Here is a 17705-nt window from a genome sequence, read left to right as displayed (position 1 = left end):
GCCCATGCCTTATCATGCAGCCGCTTGCCACCGGCAGGGCCTTGCCGGAATCGTCGCTTCCTTCTTGGCGCGCGGGGCAGTGACCCCTAGATTGCCGCAAATGTGGCGAAGACTTCTTCTTGGCGGGGTGGTCCTGGCGGTTGGCGGGCCGGTGGTCGCTCATCCGCATGTCTGGATCGATACCAGGATCGAGGTGATCCTGAACGACCGGAACGAGGCGACGGGGCTGCGCATCGGCTGGACCTATGACGAACTCTATTCTCTTTCCGTCGTGGGGGACATGGGGCTCGATCCCGACTGGGACGGCAACCTCACGCCCGAAGAAACGGCGCGCCTGTCCGGCTTCGACATGAACTGGGATCCGGACTTTCCGGGCGACACCTACGCCTTGCTCGGCGAGACGCCGCTTGAACTCTCCCGACCGCAGGACTGGACGGCAGGCTACGCGGACGGAAAAATTACCACGACCCATCTGCGCACCTTTGCCGAGCCGGTCCCCCTGGGCGCGCTGCCGCTGGTCGTGCAGGCCTATGATCCGGGCTATTACGTCGCTTATGCCATCCCCTTTCCGCCCGTGGTCTCCGGCGGGCTAGGCTGCACCGCGCGAACCTTCGTTCCTGACTTGGACGAGGCGCAGCAACAGCTGCTGGCCGCGCTGTCGGAATATGCGCCCGATGTGGACCTGCAGGCAGAGTTTCCAGCCGTGGGCGCCAAGTTTGCCGAAGAAGTGCGGGTAACATGCACCGCGCCGTGATGCTTGCGGGCCTCGGGCTGGTGCTTGTCATCGGTACCTTGTGGCTGACAGGGGCACTTGCGGGGATCGAGGCCGCGCTTTCGGCGGCGCAGCGGGCGGTTCAGGATCGTCTGGCCGGGGCGATCCGGGCCTTGCGGGCCGGCGAGGCAGGGGCGCTTGCGGCCTTCTGGGCGATCTGTTTTGCCTATGGCGCCCTGCATGCGGCAGGGCCCGGGCATGGCAAGCTGGTGATCGGCGGCTATGGCGTGGCGCGCCGGGTGCCGGTCTGGCGGCTGGCGGGGCTGGCGCTTGCCTCAAGCCTTGCGCAGGCGGCGGTGGCGGTCGGGCTGGTCCATTTGCTGGTGGCAGTCCTTGGCCTGGCACGGGGCGAGGTGGACGAAACGGCCGAGCATTTGGTCACACCCATGGGCCATGCAATGATTGCGGGCCTGGGCCTTTGGCTGATGTGGCGCGGGATGCAGGGCTTGCGCGCCGCGGCCCGGAACAGACCGCACGATGATGATGTTCATCCCGGTTTCGGCGACGGACGCCACGATCATCACCACGGGTCGCACTGCGATCATGCCCACGGCCCCACGCTGGAACAGGCCCGGAAGGTCACCGGTTTCCGCGATGGCCTTGCGCTAGTTGCGGGCATAGCGATGCGGCCCTGTTCCGGTGCGCTTCTGGTGCTGATCCTGACCTGGCAACTTGGGATCCCGATGGCGGGAATTGCAGGGGCCTTCGTCATGGGGCTGGGCACGGCCTCGGTCACCGTGGGGGTGGCGCTGCTGGCTGTCTGGGCGCGCGAGGGGGTGCTGGCCGCGCTGCCGGGGCAGGGCGTGGCGCGGGTCATGCCGGTGCTGGAACTGGGGATCGGCGCGCTGATCGCCGCTGCTGCGCTGGGTCTGCTGATACAGTCTCCCTGACGCCGCGCTGCGGCGGAAACCCTACCTTGTGAACCCAGCGCGGCCCGCGTAAGCGGAAGCCATGACACCGCAGATATCCACATCCACCCACGCGAGGGAGACCCTTGCGCTGGGCCTTCCCCTTGCCGGGTCGTCCTTGGCGCAGATGGCGCTGCATGTGACCGATGTGGTGATGATGGGTTGGTACGGCGTAGTGCCTCTGGCCGCGGTGGTCTTGGGGGCGTCGAGCTTCTTCATCGTCTTCGTTCTGGGGTCGGGCTTCGCCAAGGCTGTCATGCCGATGGTTGCCTCGGCCTTGGCCCAGGGTGACGAGACCCAGGTACGACGCGACACGCGGATGGGGTTGTGGCTGTCGATCGCCTACGGACTTGCGGTCTTTCCGATATTCTGGGCAGCGGGGCCGATCCTGCTGGCGCTTGGCCAGAAGCCGGAGGTTGCAGCCATTGCCGAGGGCTACCTTTTCCTGGCAGGTTTTGGCATGGCGCCCGCACTATGCGTCACAGTTCTGCAAAGCTACCTGTCGGCGCTGGGACGGACACAGGTGGTTTTGTGGGTCACATTGGCGGCCGTGGGGCTGAACGTCGCTGTCAATTGGGCGCTGATCTTCGGAAACTGGGGATTTCCCGAACTGGGTGCGAACGGCGCGGCGGTCGCGACGCTGACCGTGCAGGCCGCTTCGCTGCTTGCCCTCGGGCTTTATGCCGGCCTCCTGCCAAGCCTGCGTAGGTTCCATCTGTTCCAGCGCTTCTGGCGGGCGGACTGGCCCGCACTGCGCCAGGTCTGGCGGCTTGGCGTGCCGATCGGTCTGACCGGGCTGGCCGAGGGCGGTCTGTTCCAGGCCTCGGCGCTGATGATGGGTTGGATCGGGGCAGTCGAACTGGCGGCCCACGGCATCGCACTGGAGGTGGCGGCCCTGACCTTCATGCTGCACGTCGGCCTTTCCAGCGCCGCCACGATCCGTGTCGCCCGCTTTGACGGCCGCGGCGACCGGGCCAACCTGCGAAGGGCGGCGCAGGTGGCGCTGCTGATCTCGCTGGCGGTGGCACTTGCCTCGGTCGCACTGTTCCTGGCCTTCCCCGAGCCGATCATCGCGCTGTTTCTGGACATGGAAAAGCCGGACAGCGCGGCGATCCTTGCCTATGGCTCGGTCCTGCTGATCGTGGCGGCGCTGTTCCAGCTGGCGGACGGCATGCAGGTGATGGCGCTGGGGCTTCTGCGCGGGATCCGGGATACGCGTGTGCCGATGGTCCTGGCCGCAGTCAGCTATTGGCTGATTGGTATCCCTTGCAGCTATGTGCTGGCCTTTCCGCTGGGCATGGGCGGGGTCGGGTTGTGGCTGGGGTTGGTCGTGGGGCTGGTCTGCGCTTCGGTCAGCCTGATGTGGCGGTTCTGGCGGCTGGTGCGCCAGGCGCCGGAGGACTAGCGCCAGAGCGGGGCAAGGCTTGCGAAGCGGCCCTGAAGCCTTGCAAGTAGCCGATGCAGCCGTCCGGGCAAGGGAATGGCACCAGCGGCCAGCCGGTCAAGCACGACCTCTGGCGGGCAGGGGCGGCGGCTGACCGGATCCCAGTAGCGGGGATAGGCGATCAGTGCGGCATGTGCCAGCGTTGCCAGGTCGGTCCTGCCGCGCCGGTCCGGCACCCGGCCGAGGTCGCGGGTCAGGCCCCAGCCGGCATAGAATGGTGTACCAAGACAGGTCACCGGCACGCCCCGGAGCAGCGCCTCGAAGCCCAGAAGCGAGGTCATGGTCCAGACTTCGTGCACCTGTGCCAGCAGCGCGATCGGGTCTGCCACGGGCAGCACCATATCGGCGAGGTTCCGAAGATCGGCTTCGGCAAGCGCCCCCGGCCGCAGACCCGCGACCACATCGGGATGCGGCTTGTAGATCAGGATGGCCCCCGGATTGGCCTGCCGCGCGGCCTTCAGCAGCCCGAGGTTCGTCCGCACCACGCCCGCGCCAAGCAGGATCGAGGCGTCGTCCTCTACCTGGCCGGGAACGAGGATGCGGTGGCCTGCGGGCAGCGGCGGCAGGGGCGGGGCGGCAAGGTTGTATTTCGAAAGCCCTTCCGCCCGCAGCCGCGCAAGCAGCCGTTCGGCCCGGTAGCGTCCGCCGGGGGGCAGCGGCGCCTTGATCAGCTCCTCAAGCCGCGAGGGCCGTGTCGGATCGTAGTAGATCCCGCGGTCGTCGGTGACCAGGCTGAGGGGTGGAACGAGGTTCGCCCCCAGCCCGCGGGATCGCAGGAACCCGTCCTCGACCCGCAGGCAGGCAGCCGTGGGACGGAAGTCGCGGGGTTCCTTGCCAGCCCAGACCAGAAGGCTGCGCCCCGTCATCTGCGCCAGCCTGTCAGCCGCCTGCGGGTCGCTGCGGAAGCGCACCGCCTTGTGGCCGCCGAAGATGGCCTGAATCCGGCCACGCTTCCACAGCCGCATCCCGGTGGCAACATGACCGCGCCGATCCTCGCGGAACGCCCGCACCTCGGCTTCCAGCTGGTCCAGCGCCTCTTCCAGAGGGCACAGCCGGTCTCGGCATGGATCATACCAGAGCGGCGCCACGATCATTGCCCCTGCAAACAGCTGTTCCGCTGTCAAACGGCGGGTGCGGCGGGGCAGGGGGGCTTCGTCCTGTGTCAGGCCCCAGCCGGCATAGAAGGGCTGGCCGAAAACCCTGGGGCGATGGCCATGAAGAATCGCCTCGAAACCCAGCTGGCTGGAAACCGTATAAACGGCGCTAGCCGCCGCCAGCAGCCGATGTGGCGACACTGGCGCGGTCAGCAGCGTCACCCGTCCGCCCGCATCGGCCGACCCGAAATGCCCCCTGCGCAGGCCGGCGGCGGTTTCTGGATGGGTGCGGATCACGATCCTTGCATCGGGGTTTTCGGTCAGGGCAGCAGTCAGCATCCGCCTGAATGTCGCTGCCGAGGCCCCGGAGTGGAGGATCGAGGCATCGCCACGCGTCTGGTCCGCCACCAGGATGAAGCCTGGATCGGGCACTGGCAGATCCGGGTCAAAATTGTTGTATTTCGACAAGCCATGATATGTTATCCGCGCTATCAGAGGCGCTGCACGATCCAGAATGTTCGAATCCTGCAAACCGTTCTGAAGGGTGTGCTCCAGCAGCGACGGGTTCCGGCTGTTGAAGTGTATGCCCAGCGGGTCGAAGATCAGGCCAAGTGGCGGCTCGCCCCTGGCCCGGCCAGGGTGGACCGAGCGCAGGAAGGCATCCTCGACCCTTACCAGCGGCAGGCCGTGACGCCGCGCCAGGATCTCGCCGCGCCATGCCGTCGGGCTGCAGCCCCAGACCAGAACCCCATCACCCGGTCGCGGCAGGCCGAAGCGCAATTCGTGCCCGGCCAGATCCAGAACCCTGTGCAGGCGCCGGTCGCGAAGAAAGGACAGGTTCTGGTGCCAGAGCCGCCGAGGAACCCCGCTCAGCAGCCCCTGCGCGCCCACGGCGGATCAGTTGCTGCGGTCGGCGGTGTTGGCAAGGTTCGTCGCCGCCCCCGTGGTTCCGGTGATCGCGCCGAGCACCTTCTGCCAGCGAACGAAGGGCGCTTCCGTCACATACAGCGTGTCGCCATCGCGGATCTGGAAATCGCGCGCCTCGAACAGACCGGTGGGTTCGGTCAGGTTCAGGACATAGACGATGCGCTGGTCGCCGATCAGGTCGTTTCGGCCCAGCACGGCCCGGGCGATGGCTTCGCTTTCGTCGCGCAGGACAAAGACGCCCTTCGGATCGGCCGCATTGGTTGAAAGGCCCCCGACCATGGCAATCGCCTCCAGCGCGGACAGCGTCTCGGATTCGAAATCGACCTTGCTCTGCCCGCCCGTCGCGCCAAGGGCGATGAAGCTGCGGCTGTCTTCCTCGACCACGATCTTGTCGCCCGGGCGCAGGGCGATGTCGTTGGCCGGATTGGCATAGAGATCCTTCAGCCATACCTTGCCGGAATGGTTCCCCCGGGTAAGCCGGATGATCGCGATGTCGGGGTCGATCGCCACGCCCCCCGACCTTGCCAGCATGGCCGCAAGGGTGCGTGTGGCGGCTTCGATCGGGTAGACACCCGGCCCGGCGGCGCGTCCCGCAACCGACACTGTGGCCCCTGCCCCCGCAGCCCGTGCGACGGTGACCTGTGGGTCCGGCGTCTGGCCTTCAAGTTGGCGCGTGATCGCCTGGCGTACGCCCTCTGGCGTCTGGCCGGCGGCTCGGATGCGCCCGGCATAGGGCAGGAAGATATAGCCCTGGCCATCTACCTGAACTTCGCTCAGCGGGGTGACGCGCTGGCCTGTGTTGCCAAGCAGGGGGTCGTCCTTCACATTCTCGAACACCGTGATGGACAGCACGTCGCCTGCGGCAATCGTATCCGACCCCATGAGACCGGCTTTGCGGAAGGCCTCGCTGAAACCGAAGGTCGGCTGCACCGCCGTCGCGCGCGAGACCTCCGGCGTCACCTCGACGACAAAGGCGTTTCCCTTCTTCTCGACCGATCCGGACAGGATCTCGCTCTTGGTCGGGCCGGAACGGGGCAGACCGCAAGATGCAACGACTGCGAACGCCGAAACCAGCCCGAGCGCCTTGATCGTTGAGGAACGGACTCGATTCACTCTGCCACCTCGCAGGATTCTTCGCTGCCTATGGCTGGAAATCTATTCAAGGCGTGATCCTCCCGCCAGATGGGCCTACGGTTTTCATCGCACAACGCGCAACTGTTGCCGGGGTGCCGCTTTTCCATGCAACAGGGCTTCGTAGGGATCGTCTTGCGCCAGCATCATGTCGACAACTTGCCGCAGCAGCGCCCGCCGGCCCCGGGCGGAATAGTAGCCGCCCACGACTTGCGACGTTTCCAGCAGAAATTGGCGATAGTCGCGGTAGGCGCGTGTGTCGGGGCGGTTCGGGGCGGCAAAGAACTCTGCCAGCGGCTGGTCGGAAACGAATTCGGGCTTGTCATAGACGGCAGCCCCGAAACTGCGCAACGGCACCCCGCGCCAAAGTGCCTGCTGCCCGGCGGTGGAATTCACCGTCACGGCGGATCGTGCGTCATTCAGCAATTCCGCCAGCTTGCCTCCACGCACGAAATGGACCCGGTCAGCGATTCCGTGCACGGCGGCAAGACGCCGGATCTCGGGCAACAGCGGTACGCGACCGTCCTCCAGCGGATGGGCCTTGAAGACCAGATGATGATGCCGGGGGGCGCCTGCCGCGAAGCCCCTGATCACCAGATCGATGAAGTCGGTCATGCTGGAAAAGGGCGAATGCGTGCGGAAGCTGGCGTCATGTTCCAGCTGCAGGATCGCGAGGTGATAGGGAAAGCCGCCGCGCCGGATACGGGCTGTCGCTATCCGTCGCTCGAGCCGGTGGAAGGGCATGAGCAGGAAGCGTTTGAGATAAAGCGCGAATTCCTGGCCGACCGTCAGGGCCCGGTGCGGGCGGAAATTGCGGTAGGCGCGGCCGCCCAGTGCGACGAAGCCATGATAGATCGCCCCCCAGAACATGTGTTGGCGCATGTCGCCCCATGTCGCGGGCATGTCGGGCAGGTCGGGATCAACGTTTGAAAGCGCGGCCCGCATCTCGGGCAGCGTCAGATCCATAAGCCGCGAATGTCCGTTCGATCCCCCGCGTTCGTAGGTGATCCAGTAGGGGCGCAGGTAGCCTTCCTCGAACACATGGACGGTCAGGCCCCGCATGCGGGCAATGCGTATCGCCTGGGCATGGACCGGTCTGGTGTCGCCATAAAGCACCAGGTCGGTGATCTGGTGACGGTCGATCAGGCGGGTGCAGGTTTCGGGCCAGGCGGTCTGATCGTCCTTGAAGGGAATGTAGCCTTTGCCAGGCCAGAACACCCTGTCACCAAAGTTGAACCCAACGCGCCAGACCTCTGCCCCTGCGGCGCGAAGGTGCTGGGAAAGGCTGTGGAACCAGGGGCCGTGCGGGCCTTGCAGCAGAAGGAAGCGGCGATTCAGGTTCACGGCGGCCCGGCGGTTAGCGCGATTGTGTCGATCCCTTTCCGCAAGAGCAGCAATCCGGCGCAAGTGCAAGGTTTCTTTGCGGCAAACGGGGCTGGACTTGGGGCATGGCGCAGGCTTAGGTCAGGCAGAAGCGAGGAGACCGGGATGTTCACGGGAATTATCACCGATGTGGGGCGGATCGTCGAGACGAAGGTGACCGGCGACCTGCGGGCGCGGATTGCGACTGGCTATGATGTCGAGGGAATCGACATCGGCGCCTCGATCGCCTGTGACGGGGTTTGCCTGACCGTCGTTGCGCTGGGGGCAGAGCCGGAGGGCTGGTTCGACGTGGAAATCTCGGCCGAAACGGTGTCGAAGACCAATCTTTCGGGCTGGGTGCCGGGCAAGCGGGTGAACCTGGAGCGGGCGCTGAAAGTCGGTGACGAGCTGGGTGGCCACATCGTGTCGGGCCATGTCGATGGGGTGGCCGAGGTGGTGGGCGTTACCCCAGAGGGCGGGTCGCTTCGTGTGCGCCTTCGCGCCCCTGCGGATCTGGCCAGGTTCATCGCGCCAAAAGGATCGGTGGCCCTGAATGGAACCTCGCTGACGGTGAACGAGGTCGAAGGGGCGGAATTCGGCGTGAACCTGATCCCGCACACGCAGGAAGTGACGACCTGGGGCGAGGTCAAGGTCGGGGATCGCGTGAACCTGGAAGTGGACACCATGGCCCGCTATGTGGCGCGCCTGCGCGAGTTCGACTGAGGCCGCCCCCGGGGCTTCGCGCCGACCGTGTCCTGTCGGACAGGCCGGTGTCGAGCTGCCTCATCAAGGGCACCCCGTTGCGACAGAGCGACAGTCCGCTACGCACGATCTGGCTTTCGGCAAACGAAAACGGCGGCCAGCCAAGGCCGCCGTTTTGCAGTGTGGTGAAACGATCAGGCCGCGCGGCCAAGAAGGACGCTGTCCACCTGCTTGGCCGCACCCGCCTCATCCACGCCGGAGACTGCGGCGACTTCGCGGGTAAGCCGTTCCAGGGCGGCCTCGTAAAGCTGACGTTCCGAATAGGACTGTTCGCGCTGGTCATCGGCGCGGTGCAGGTCACGCACGACCTCGGCGATGGACAGCAGGTCGCCCGAATTGATCTTCTGTTCGTACTCCTGCGCGCGGCGCGACCACATGGCGCGCTTGACCTTCGCCTTGCCCTTCAGCGTGTCCAGCGCCTTGGAGACCACATCGGGCGCCGACAGCGGACGCATGCCGATTTCCGCCGCCTTGTGGGTGGGGACGCGCAGCGTCATCTTGTCCTTCTCGAAGGAGATGACGAATAGTTCCAGCTGAATCCCGGCGATCTGCTGTTCCTCGATCGAGATGATCTTGCCCACGCCATGCGCAGGATAGACGACGAAATCGTTGGGACGGAATTCAGGCTTCTTCGGTTTGGTCATTCGGCACATTCCCCAGATCGGAAACCCCTTCCGCAACAAACACCGCGCACCCGGGTACCCCAGCCCTGGTGTGTGGTGTCAGTTTGTCACAAAAGTAGCCGGCCTAGGCACAGTGCTCTAAGCCGTCAGACAGGCTTCCATGCTTGTTTGTAAAGGTTTCATAACACAAATCACGCCCGATTCCAACTGTCGCGGAATCAGGCACCCGCAGGCTAACATGCTGCGATTACTGGAATATCTCTCATCTCACCGATTCGTGGTCACATGGGGCCACGAATCGGACTCCGTTCAGCCGCCGGTGCCCGGAGCTTCCGAGAAATATTTCTCTCGTTTGTTCGGTTCGCCGTCTCGTTCTTCGTGACCCGGCAGCGGATCCTTCTTGGTAACGATCACCGGCCACATCTGCGCGTATTTTCGGTTGAAGGCGACCCATTCCTCCATGTCCGGCTCTGTATCCGGGCGGATCGCGTCGGCAGGGCATTCCGGTTCGCACACGCCGCAGTCGATGCATTCGTCGGGGTGGATGACGAGCATGTTCTCGCCTTCATAGAAACAGTCTACCGGGCAGACCTCGACGCAGTCGGTGTATTTGCAGGCGATGCAGTTGTCGATGACGACATAAGTCATGGGCCGGCCTCGAAGCGGATCGTTTGCATGGCAGTTAGAGCAGGCGCACAGATCATTCAAGCCGGTCCGGCGTCAAGGTCGATATACAGTGTCTGCGCTTCGCTTGCAGGGCCGCGTCGCAGGCCAAGCGCCACGATGCGGATCACCCGGATGCGCGACCCCTGAGGGAAGGTGAGGGTATCGCCTTCGGTCACGTCGCGCCCGGGTCGGGTGACCCGGATGCCGTTCACCCGCACGGCCCCTGCCTCGATCGCCTCGGCGGCCAAGCCGCGCGACCTGAAGAAGCGCGCCTGCCAAAGCCATTTGTCCAGCCGCAGTCTTGCGCTGGCGTCCGGGGTGGGCCTGCCCGAGGGCCCGGCCAATCAGACCTTGCCCTTCAGCGCCAGCAGCGCGGCAAAGGGGTTGTCGGGGTCGATGGGCTTTTCGTTCCGCGGCGGGCGCGCCTCGAAGCTTTTCTGCCGGTCTTCGCGCGGGGGCTTGCCACCCTTGGCTTGCGGGCGGTCACCCTTGGCATGATGCTTCGGACGGTCGCCTTGCGGGCGGTCGCCCTTTGGGCGATCCCCCCGCGGACGGTCGCCTTCCCTGCGTTCGGGTCTGGGGCCGCGTTCGCTGCGCTCGGGGCGCTGGTGGCGGGGCTTCGGTGCCCAGGTGAAGGTGTAGAACACCTCCATTTCCGGCGCGGCCTCGGGTTCCGGCGCGGGTTCGGGCGCCAGGATAGAGACCTCTTCTGGGATCGGGACGCCGGCGGCGATGGCGGCTGCGGCTTCCTCGGAGATCTCGGGCTCTTTCGGTGTTTCGGCGGCCTTGACCTTCGGGCGTTCACCCCTTTCGCCCTTGTAGCCAAGTCCCGCCATGAGGTCGGCGAACTGCTCGAGGGTCATGCCGGTGATCGACAGCATGTCGGGCGTCGCCTCGAAGCCCGCGCGGCTGTCCTTCTGGCGCAGGATGTCGGCCAGGCGTTCCAGCATGTCGATGCGGATCGCGCGGCTGCCTGCCGGGTGATAGCCGGCCAGCGTGTAATGGCTTTTCGGAACCTCGGCCACGTTCGGGATGGTGACAAGGCCCGGCGGTGGCGATTCGGGGAATTCCTGCAGCCCGTTCCACAATGACCAGAGCACCAGCCGCAGCCGGGTGGGCGCGGGTTTCAAAAGCGCGGGCAGGAAGATGGTGAACTGGCCGAAGCGCACCCCGTGCTTGCGCAGGCTGGCGCGGGCCTCCTGGTCCAGCTCCTTGACCTCGGCCGCGACCTGGTCGCGGGGCAGGACGCCCATAGCCTCGGTCAGGCGGAAGGCGAAGCCGCGGGCAAGGCCGGTCAGGCCCTCGTCGCGGGACATGGCGAGCAGCGGTTCGAACTGGGCGGCAACCTTGCGGTCGATGAAATGCTGCAGGCGACGGCGGACCTTCTCAGCGACCTCGGGGCCGGCTTCTTCGTCAACGAAGGCCTCGACGGCCGGTTTCAGCGGTTCGGCGCCCTTGACCAGCTTGCCCACCGCCGTCGTGCCCCACATGAGGCCCCCCTGTTCGGTGAAGTCCAGCTCGGTATCTGGGGCATTGTAGAAGCGGTCGGCGCGCAGGTGGAATTCTGGCTTCAACGCCTGAATTGCGGCCTGCGCCAGCGTGCGCGCTGCATCCGCTGTGGCGCTTGCATCCTGCCGGAAGCGAAAACCTTCCAGACGGCCCGCGTATTCGCCTTCGACCGTCACTTCGCCCTTGTCGTTCACCTCGGCCACGAGGATCTCCTTCTGCTTCAACCGGCGAAGGAGGACACTCGTCCGCCGGTCGACAAATCGTTGGGTCAGCGCCGCATGCAGGGCATCCGACAGGCGGTCTTCTACAGCGCGGGTTTCCTCGCGCCAATGGGTTTCGTCTTCGACCCAGTTTTTCCGCTGGGTGACGTAGGTCCACGTGCGGATATGGGCCAGCCGGCGCGACAGGGTCTCGATGTCGCCTTCTGTCTTGTCGATCCGCTGGATCGCCTTGGCCAGCCAATCCGACGGAATCCGGCCACCGCCAATCCCGCGGCCGACCAGAAACTCGAATATCCGCGCAAGCAGCGTGGTGTGCTCGGCGCCGGAAGAGGAGCGGAAGTCGGGAATCCGGCAAACGTCCCACAGAAGCCGAACGCGCTTGGGCTCGGTCAGCCTGTCCTGCACCTCGGGCAGTGCCGCCAGCGCCTTCAGCGCCAGAAGATCGTCGGCATCCCGCGCGCGGGTCAGCCATTCGTTCGAGGTGGGCTCCTCCAGGCTGCGGATCAGCCGCTCGGCACTGCCGAAGTCGAGCGATTCGTTGCGCCAGTGCAGTTTCCTGACCGGGGCAAAGCGGTGGGTCTCGATCGCCTCGACCAGATCTTCGTCGAACGGCCGCGCCTCGCCGGTGACGCCGAAGGTGCCGTCCTCGGTGTGCCGACCGGCGCGGCCGGCGATCTGGGCCAGTTCCTGCGGGTAAAGCGGGCGCATCCGGCGGCCGTCGAACTTCGACGTGGCGGCAAAGGCCGCGTGCTTGATGTCGAGGTTCAGCCCCATGCCGATGGCGTCGGTGGCAACCAGATAATCCACGTCGCCGTTCTGGTACATCGCCACCTGAGCGTTGCGTGTGCGCGGGGACAGCGCCCCCATCACCACAGCGCAACCGCCCTTCTGGCGCCGGATCAGCTCTGCGATGGCATAGACGTTCTCGACGGAAAAGCCGACGATGGCCGACCGCGCGGGCATCCGGCTGATCTTCTTCGACCCCGCATAGCGCAGGGTGGACATCCGTTCGCGCTTCAGGAACGTCACGTGCGGGACGAGGCCCGCAATAGCCCCCCGCATGGTGTCTGAACCGAGGAAAAGCGTCTCGTTCAGCCCCCGCGCGCGCAGAAGCCGGTCGGTGAAGACATGGCCGCGTTCGGGGTCGGCGCAAAGCTGGATCTCGTCCACTGCGACAAAATCGGCGCCGATGTCCAATGGCATCGCCTCGGTGGTGCATACCCAGTATTGCGTGCGGTCGGGCACGATACGTTCCTCGCCCGTGACCAGCGCCACCACCGAGGGGCCGACGCGGGCGACGATGCGATCATAGACCTCGCGTGCCAGGAGTCGCAGCGGCAGGCCGATGACACCGGTGCGGTGCGCCAGCATCCGTTCAATCGCGTGATGGGTCTTCCCGGTGTTCGTCGGCCCGAGGACCGCCGTCACCCGCCGCGGGGCGTCCATGGATCAAAGCTCCTGGCCCGTCTGCTGGGCTTCCAGCCGTTTAACGCCTTCTGCCGCGCCCGCAAGATGCGGATGGATGGCCAGGGCGGCCCTGTAGGCTGCAAGCGCCCGTTCGGGTTGTCCCGTTTCTTCCAGAATGGTCGCAAGCCCCGAGAGCGCCCCGAAATGCCGGGGGTTCAGCGCAAGGGTCCGGGCGATGTCGTAGAGGGCGGGTCCGAATTCGCCGGCCTGGTAGAAGGCCGTCGCCCGCGCATTCCAGCCTTCGGCAAAGCCGGGATCATGGTCGATGATTGCGGTGAAGTGTTCGATCGCCTGGGTGGTGTCGCCCATCGCCAGCGCGTCGCGGCCGCGCTGCAGCAGAAGGTCAAGCGCCGCCGAGCCCGATTTCGACCATTCGATGCGGATTTCCTTCTCGATCCGGCCCGCTGCCGCACCGTCGGCCGATTGAAGCCGGGCGAGCAGATCGTCCAGCCTCGACATGTCCTGCGACGCTGCAAGGGTGCAGGACAGGAAAAGCGGCACAAGTGCCGCAACGATACGATTGAGAAGTCTTGCCCGGACACCCATAACGGGAAGGTAATCGATCCGCGCCAGATTGCCAGTGGCGTCGGGGTCACGAAGGAGAGACTTGCATGAGCGAAATGATCGACGCGGCGGTGAAGGCCCTTTCCGCCAGGCTTGGGGGCCGGTTTGACGGGGTGGCAAAATTCGTGATCCCTGGCGAAGGTGCCATCATGCTGGACGCCAACGGCGTGCGCGCCGGAGATGAGGAGGCCGATGTGACCCTTACGGCTGATGCAGAGGTCTTCCGTTCGATTCTCGAAGGCAGCACCAATCCGACCATGGCCTTCATGACCGGCAAGCTGAAGGTCGATGGCAGCATGGGCATGGCGATGAAGCTTGGTTCGGTGCTGGGGTGACGCCCGCACCTTTTCATGCCGCGCTGGCCGAGGGACCACCCGGGCCCTCGGTCGTCTGGCTGATGTCGGGGGCCGTGCGCATCCGTGTGGCCTGGTGGAAGGCGGGCGACAAGGGAACGGTGCTATTGCTTCCAGGAAGGACCGAATGCATCGAGAAATACGGTCGCGCTGCGGGCGATCTGGTCGCGCGGGGCTTTTCCGTCATCACGCTTGACTGGCGCGGACAGGGTCTTGCCGACCGGGCGCTGCCCGACCGTATGGTGGGCCATGTCGACGACTTTGCCGAATATCAGCAGGATCTGGATGCGATGTTCGCCCAGGCCCGGGCTGCGGCCTTGCCCGAGCCCTACTACATGCTTTCCCATTCGATGGGGGGCTGCATTGGCCTGCGCGGGCTGATTCGGGGGCTTCCGGTCAAGGCTGCCGTCTTTTCGGCGCCGATGTGGGGCATCGCCATGGCCGCCTGGCTGCGCCCCATGGCTTCGGTCGTGGCGGCGGTGGCACGGCCGCTTGGTCTGGCACATCGCTATGCTCCGACCACGGGGGGGGAGTGCTACCTGTTGCAGGTGCCCTTCGAGGGCAATGTCCTGACCACTGACCGCGAAATGTGGAACTACATGCGCCGCCAGGTTGCCGAGGTGCACGATCTGGCGCTGGGCGGGCCATCGCTTGCGTGGCTGGGGGCGGCGCTGCGGGAATGCTCTGCGCTTGCCGCGCTGCCCGCGCCGAAAACGCCGGCGATCTGCGCGCTTGGCACGGCCGAGAAGGTGGTGGACGTGGCCCCGGTGCATGTGCGGATGGCCGGATGGCCGAACGGGCAGCTGGACCTTTACCCGGGGGCAGAACACGAAATCATGATGGAAGGCCCCGCAACCCGCGCCCGGTTCTTCGATCGTGCCGCCGCTCTGTTTCAGGCGCACCGCGAATAGGGACGCGGCTGATCGCTCTTGTTGCAACGGTCTTTGCAGGGGCGCAGCAAAGAGCGATCGAAGGAATGCGACGGCGGTGCCGGGATCTACCTTGCGTCGAGCTTTCGCTCGATCTCGGCCAGCCGCGCCAGCACCTTTTCCTCGAAGGCATGGGTTTCCTCGCGCGTTTCTTCCGACGCGGCTTCCTGCATCGAATTCACGATCAGACCGACGATCAGGTTCATCACTGCGAAGGTGGTCATCAGGATGAAGGGCACGAAGAAGGCCCAGGCATGAGGATAGACCTCCATCACCGGCCGCACGATCCCCATCGACCAGGACTCCAGCGTCATGATCTGGAACAGCGAATAGGCGCTGGCGCCCAGGCTGCCGAACCAGTCGGGGAAGCTGGCGGCGAAAAGCTTGGTCGCGATCACCGCAGCGATGTAGTAGATCAGAAGGATCAGCAGGAACACCGACCCCATCCCCGGCAGTGCGCGGCCAAGGCCATTGACCACGCGCCGCAACGAAGGAACAGCCGAGACCACCCGCAAAACCCGCAGGATGCGCAGGGCCCGCAGCACGGAAAAGCCGGCCCCCGCCGGCGCCAGCGATATGCCGACGATCACGAAGTCGAAAAGGTTCCAGCCAGAGCGGAAGAACCGCAGCCCCTGGGCGTAAAGCCGCGCGGCGAGTTCCGCCACGAAGATCGCAAGGCAGGCCTGATCGAGCCGGACCAGAAGCAGGCCCGCGCGGTCCATCACGGGCGGAAATGTCTCCAGCCCCAGGACGACGGCGTTCACCAGGATCACCCCGATGAGGAAACGGGTGACGTCGGGGCGGTCTAGAAACTGTCCGACAGCTGCGCGTGTGAACATCTGGGCCTTCCGGTCTGAAGTCTTGTCGCGCCGCATATGGAGTGCCCCTCGTGCGCCGTCCAGACCCCGCCCGACAGAGTCGTGGTTCAAAACGCGTCGGGCCTGGCCTCGCGCGCCATGTGGTCCAGCACGGCGTTCACGAACTTCGGCTCCCTGCCATCGGGGAAGAAGGCCTTGGCCACATCCACATATTCGGTAATCGCCACCTTGGGCGGGGTTGCCATGTCCACCAATTCCGCCCCTGCGGCGCGGAACAGCGCGCGCAGGACCGGGTCGATGCGGTCGATCGGCCAGGTCGCCACCAGGGCGCGGTCGGTCATCTGGTCGATCTTCGCTTGCCAGTTGACCGCCGATCCGACGACGGCGCGGAAATGATCCACGTCACCTTCGGCAAATTCGCCTTCCTCGTAGGTCGCGCCGAAACGATGCGTTTCGAACTCGCGCGTCACGGCCTCGACCGTCTGGCCGGAGGCTTCCATCTGGAACAGCGCCTGCACGGCATAAAGCCGGGCTGCGGATTTCATCTGGCGCTTGTCAGTATTCATGCGCGAAAGCCGATCCCCTTGGTCTTCCCGGCCCATTTGCGCGAAAGGGCGATCAGGTGCAAGGCCGCGGCGGCAGCACCGCCGCCCTTGTTCTGGCCGAAAGGGTCGGCACGCACTTCGGCCTGGGCACGGTTTTCCACCGTCAGGATCCCGTTGCCGATGCAGGCGCCCTGCAAGCCCAGAAGGCTGAGCGCACGGCTGCTGTCATTGCAGACCGTATCGTAATGCGTGGTCTCACCCCGGATCACGCAGCCAAGCGCGACATATCCGTCGTATTCGGCCAGCCGTTCTGCCATGGCGATGGCAGAAGGGATCTCAAGCGCGCCGGGCACCTCGACCTGATCGACCTCGGCCCCGCATTTTTCGGCGATGGCGCGGGCTCCCGTGACCAGGTTGTCGGCGATGTCCTTGTAATAGGGCGCCACGACGATCAAGAGCTTCACGGGCTTGTCGAAGGCAGGAAGCGGCAGGGTGTAATGGGTTTCGGCGGTGGCCATGGGCTATTCCTTGATCGGGCGGGTGCCCGCGATGGTCAGGTCATAGCCTTCCAGCCCGATCAGCTTCGGCGCCTTGGAATTGGTAACCAGGGTGATCTTCCGCAGCCCCAGCGAGGAAAGGATCTGCGCTCCGATCCCGTACTGCCGCAGCGTCTGGGGCGAATGTTCCCCTTCTTCGACCATCTTCATCGTCGTGTCGCGCAACAGGACAACTGCGCCGCGCCCCTCGGCCGCGATGATGCGCATTGCCGCGGGCAGGTCGCTGCCCTCGCCCAGGCCCAGCACGTCCTCAAGCGGGTTCAGCGCGTGGACGCGCACCAGCACGGGGTCGGGTGTGCTCAGATCGCCCTTGCTGAGCACCACATGGTCGGCGCCCTGCAATTCGTCGGTGAAGATGCGCATCAGCCAGTCGCCGCCGTGGATCGAACTGACCGACCGGACCGAACGTTCCTTGACCAGATTGTCGTGCTTGCGGCGGTAGGCGATCAAGTCGCTGATCGTGCCGATCTTCAGCCCGTGCTTCTGGCCGAACTGGATCAGGTCCGGCAGGCGCGCCATCGTGCCGTCGTCGTTCATCACCTCGCAGATCACGCCAGAGGGGTTCAGCCCCGCGAGCCGTGCCACGTCCACTGCGGCCTCGGTATGGCCCGCGCGCACCAGAACCCCGCCATCCCGTGCACGCAACGGGAAGATGTGGCCGGGGCTGGCGATGTCGGCCGGCCCCTTGGTCGGGTCGATTGCCACGCTGACCGTGCGCGCCCGGTCGGCGGCCGAGATGCCGGTGGCAATACCTTCCACCGCCTCGATCGATATGGTGAAGGCCGAGGAATGCCGGCTGGAATTCTTGCGGTCCATCAGCTCTAGGCCCAGCTGATCGACACGTTCGGAGGTCAGAGCCAGGCAGATCAGCCCGCGGCCATGTGTGGCCATGAAATTTATCGCCGACGGCGTGCACATCTGCGCCGGGATCACCAGGTCGCCCTCGTTTTCGCGGTCCTCGTGATCGACCAGGATGAACATGCGCCCGTTGCGGGCGTCCTCAATGATGTCCTCGATCGAGGAGATGGCGTCGGAGTATCTGGACATGGGCGG

The 17705-nt window shown here is 65.5% G+C and carries 18 protein-coding genes; 6 read left to right on the top strand and 12 right to left on the bottom strand.

The window, feature by feature from the left end; all coding sequences use genetic code 11:
- The first annotated feature begins 100 nt into the window (after positions 1-100).
- The 3 genes from EZM81_RS12110 (at position 101) to EZM81_RS12100 (ending at position 3085) form a co-directional block, all read left to right on the top strand.
- Positions 101-754 (top strand): DUF1007 family protein, encoded by a 654-nt coding sequence (locus tag EZM81_RS12110; protein WP_169052364.1) that lies wholly within the window; start codon positions 101-103, stop codon positions 752-754.
- Positions 754-1662: a nickel/cobalt transporter gene (locus tag EZM81_RS12105; RefSeq protein ID WP_248298210.1), complete on the top strand. Its 909-nt coding sequence runs from the start codon at positions 754-756 to the stop codon at positions 1660-1662. The genes EZM81_RS12110 and EZM81_RS12105 overlap by 1 nt, the downstream gene beginning before the upstream one ends.
- Positions 1663-1723: 61 nt before the next feature.
- Positions 1724-3085, top strand: coding sequence for an MATE family efflux transporter (locus EZM81_RS12100; protein WP_135449909.1), 1362 nt, complete (start codon positions 1724-1726; stop codon positions 3083-3085).
- Here EZM81_RS12100 and EZM81_RS12095 read toward each other — a convergent pair.
- The 3 genes from EZM81_RS12095 to EZM81_RS12085 all read right to left on the bottom strand — a co-directional run bounded on the left by EZM81_RS12095 (position 3082) and on the right by EZM81_RS12085 (position 7620).
- Positions 3082-5109, bottom strand: a complete 2028-nt coding sequence (locus tag EZM81_RS12095; protein ID WP_248298209.1) for a capsular polysaccharide biosynthesis protein — start codon at positions 5107-5109, stop codon at positions 3082-3084. The two genes, EZM81_RS12100 and EZM81_RS12095, sit on opposite strands and share 4 nt — an antisense overlap.
- A gap of 6 nt (positions 5110-5115) precedes the next feature.
- Positions 5116-6258: a polysaccharide biosynthesis/export family protein gene (locus EZM81_RS12090; RefSeq protein ID WP_248298208.1), complete on the bottom strand. Its 1143-nt coding sequence runs from the start codon at positions 6256-6258 to the stop codon at positions 5116-5118.
- An 84-nt stretch (positions 6259-6342) separates the two neighbouring features.
- Positions 6343-7620, bottom strand: coding sequence for a capsule biosynthesis protein (locus EZM81_RS12085; protein ID WP_136645891.1), 1278 nt, complete (start codon positions 7618-7620; stop codon positions 6343-6345).
- Positions 7621-7764: 144 nt separating this feature from the next.
- Here EZM81_RS12085 and EZM81_RS12080 point away from each other — a divergent pair, with 144 nt between their 5' ends.
- Positions 7765-8361 (top strand): riboflavin synthase, encoded by a 597-nt coding sequence (locus tag EZM81_RS12080; RefSeq protein ID WP_135449911.1) that lies wholly within the window; start codon positions 7765-7767, stop codon positions 8359-8361.
- Between the two features lie 173 nt (positions 8362-8534).
- On the opposite strand, the gene EZM81_RS12075 is transcribed toward EZM81_RS12080, so the two are convergent.
- The 5 genes from EZM81_RS12075 to EZM81_RS12055 all read right to left on the bottom strand — a co-directional run bounded on the left by EZM81_RS12075 (position 8535) and on the right by EZM81_RS12055 (position 13345).
- Positions 8535-9044 (bottom strand): CarD family transcriptional regulator, encoded by a 510-nt coding sequence (locus EZM81_RS12075; RefSeq protein ID WP_135449912.1) that lies wholly within the window; start codon positions 9042-9044, stop codon positions 8535-8537.
- A 288-nt stretch (positions 9045-9332) separates the two neighbouring features.
- Complete coding sequence (fdxA, locus tag EZM81_RS12070) at positions 9333-9671, bottom strand: ferredoxin FdxA (protein WP_135449913.1); 339 nt, start codon at positions 9669-9671, stop codon at positions 9333-9335.
- Between the two features lie 56 nt (positions 9672-9727).
- Positions 9728-10033: an RNA-binding S4 domain-containing protein gene (locus tag EZM81_RS12065; RefSeq protein ID WP_135449914.1), complete on the bottom strand. Its 306-nt coding sequence runs from the start codon at positions 10031-10033 to the stop codon at positions 9728-9730.
- Complete coding sequence (locus EZM81_RS12060; protein WP_136645890.1) at positions 10034-12865, bottom strand: helicase-related protein; 2832 nt, start codon at positions 12863-12865, stop codon at positions 10034-10036.
- Between the two features lie 3 nt (positions 12866-12868).
- A complete protein-coding gene (locus EZM81_RS12055) occupies positions 12869-13345 on the bottom strand; it encodes a tetratricopeptide repeat protein (protein ID WP_167850981.1) in 477 nt (158 codons plus the stop codon).
- Between the two features lie 152 nt (positions 13346-13497).
- Here EZM81_RS12055 and EZM81_RS12050 point away from each other — a divergent pair, with 152 nt between their 5' ends.
- Both EZM81_RS12050 and EZM81_RS12045 read left to right on the top strand, forming a co-directional pair.
- Positions 13498-13785 (top strand): SCP2 sterol-binding domain-containing protein, encoded by a 288-nt coding sequence (locus EZM81_RS12050; protein ID WP_135449917.1) that lies wholly within the window; start codon positions 13498-13500, stop codon positions 13783-13785.
- A complete protein-coding gene (locus EZM81_RS12045) occupies positions 13782-14714 on the top strand; it encodes an alpha/beta fold hydrolase (protein ID WP_205909972.1) in 933 nt (310 codons plus the stop codon). The genes EZM81_RS12050 and EZM81_RS12045 overlap by 4 nt, the downstream gene beginning before the upstream one ends.
- 86 nt (positions 14715-14800) lie before the next feature.
- Here the strand turns inward: EZM81_RS12045 and EZM81_RS12040 are convergent, their stop codons facing one another.
- The 4 genes from EZM81_RS12040 to ribB form a co-directional block, all read right to left on the bottom strand.
- On the bottom strand, positions 14801-15571 hold the full coding sequence (locus EZM81_RS12040; protein ID WP_136645888.1) for an ion transporter: 771 nt from the start codon (positions 15569-15571) through the stop codon (positions 14801-14803).
- A gap of 86 nt (positions 15572-15657) precedes the next feature.
- Complete coding sequence (gene nusB, locus EZM81_RS12035; RefSeq protein ID WP_135450027.1) at positions 15658-16095, bottom strand: transcription antitermination factor NusB; 438 nt, start codon at positions 16093-16095, stop codon at positions 15658-15660.
- Between the two features lie 17 nt (positions 16096-16112).
- Entirely contained in the window at positions 16113-16613 is a 501-nt protein-coding gene (locus tag EZM81_RS12030) for a 6,7-dimethyl-8-ribityllumazine synthase (protein ID WP_135449919.1), read from the bottom strand.
- A 3-nt stretch (positions 16614-16616) separates the two neighbouring features.
- Positions 16617-17699, bottom strand: coding sequence for a 3,4-dihydroxy-2-butanone-4-phosphate synthase (gene ribB / locus EZM81_RS12025; RefSeq protein WP_135449920.1), 1083 nt, complete (start codon positions 17697-17699; stop codon positions 16617-16619).
- Positions 17700-17705 lie beyond the last annotated feature (6 nt).

Source organism: Tabrizicola sp. YIM 78059 (assembly GCF_004959785.1).
GTDB lineage: Bacteria > Pseudomonadota > Alphaproteobacteria > Rhodobacterales > Rhodobacteraceae > Tabrizicola > Tabrizicola caldifontis.
Note: the sequence above shows the minus strand (reverse complement) of the source record. Positions and strands in the feature narration are given on the sequence as shown.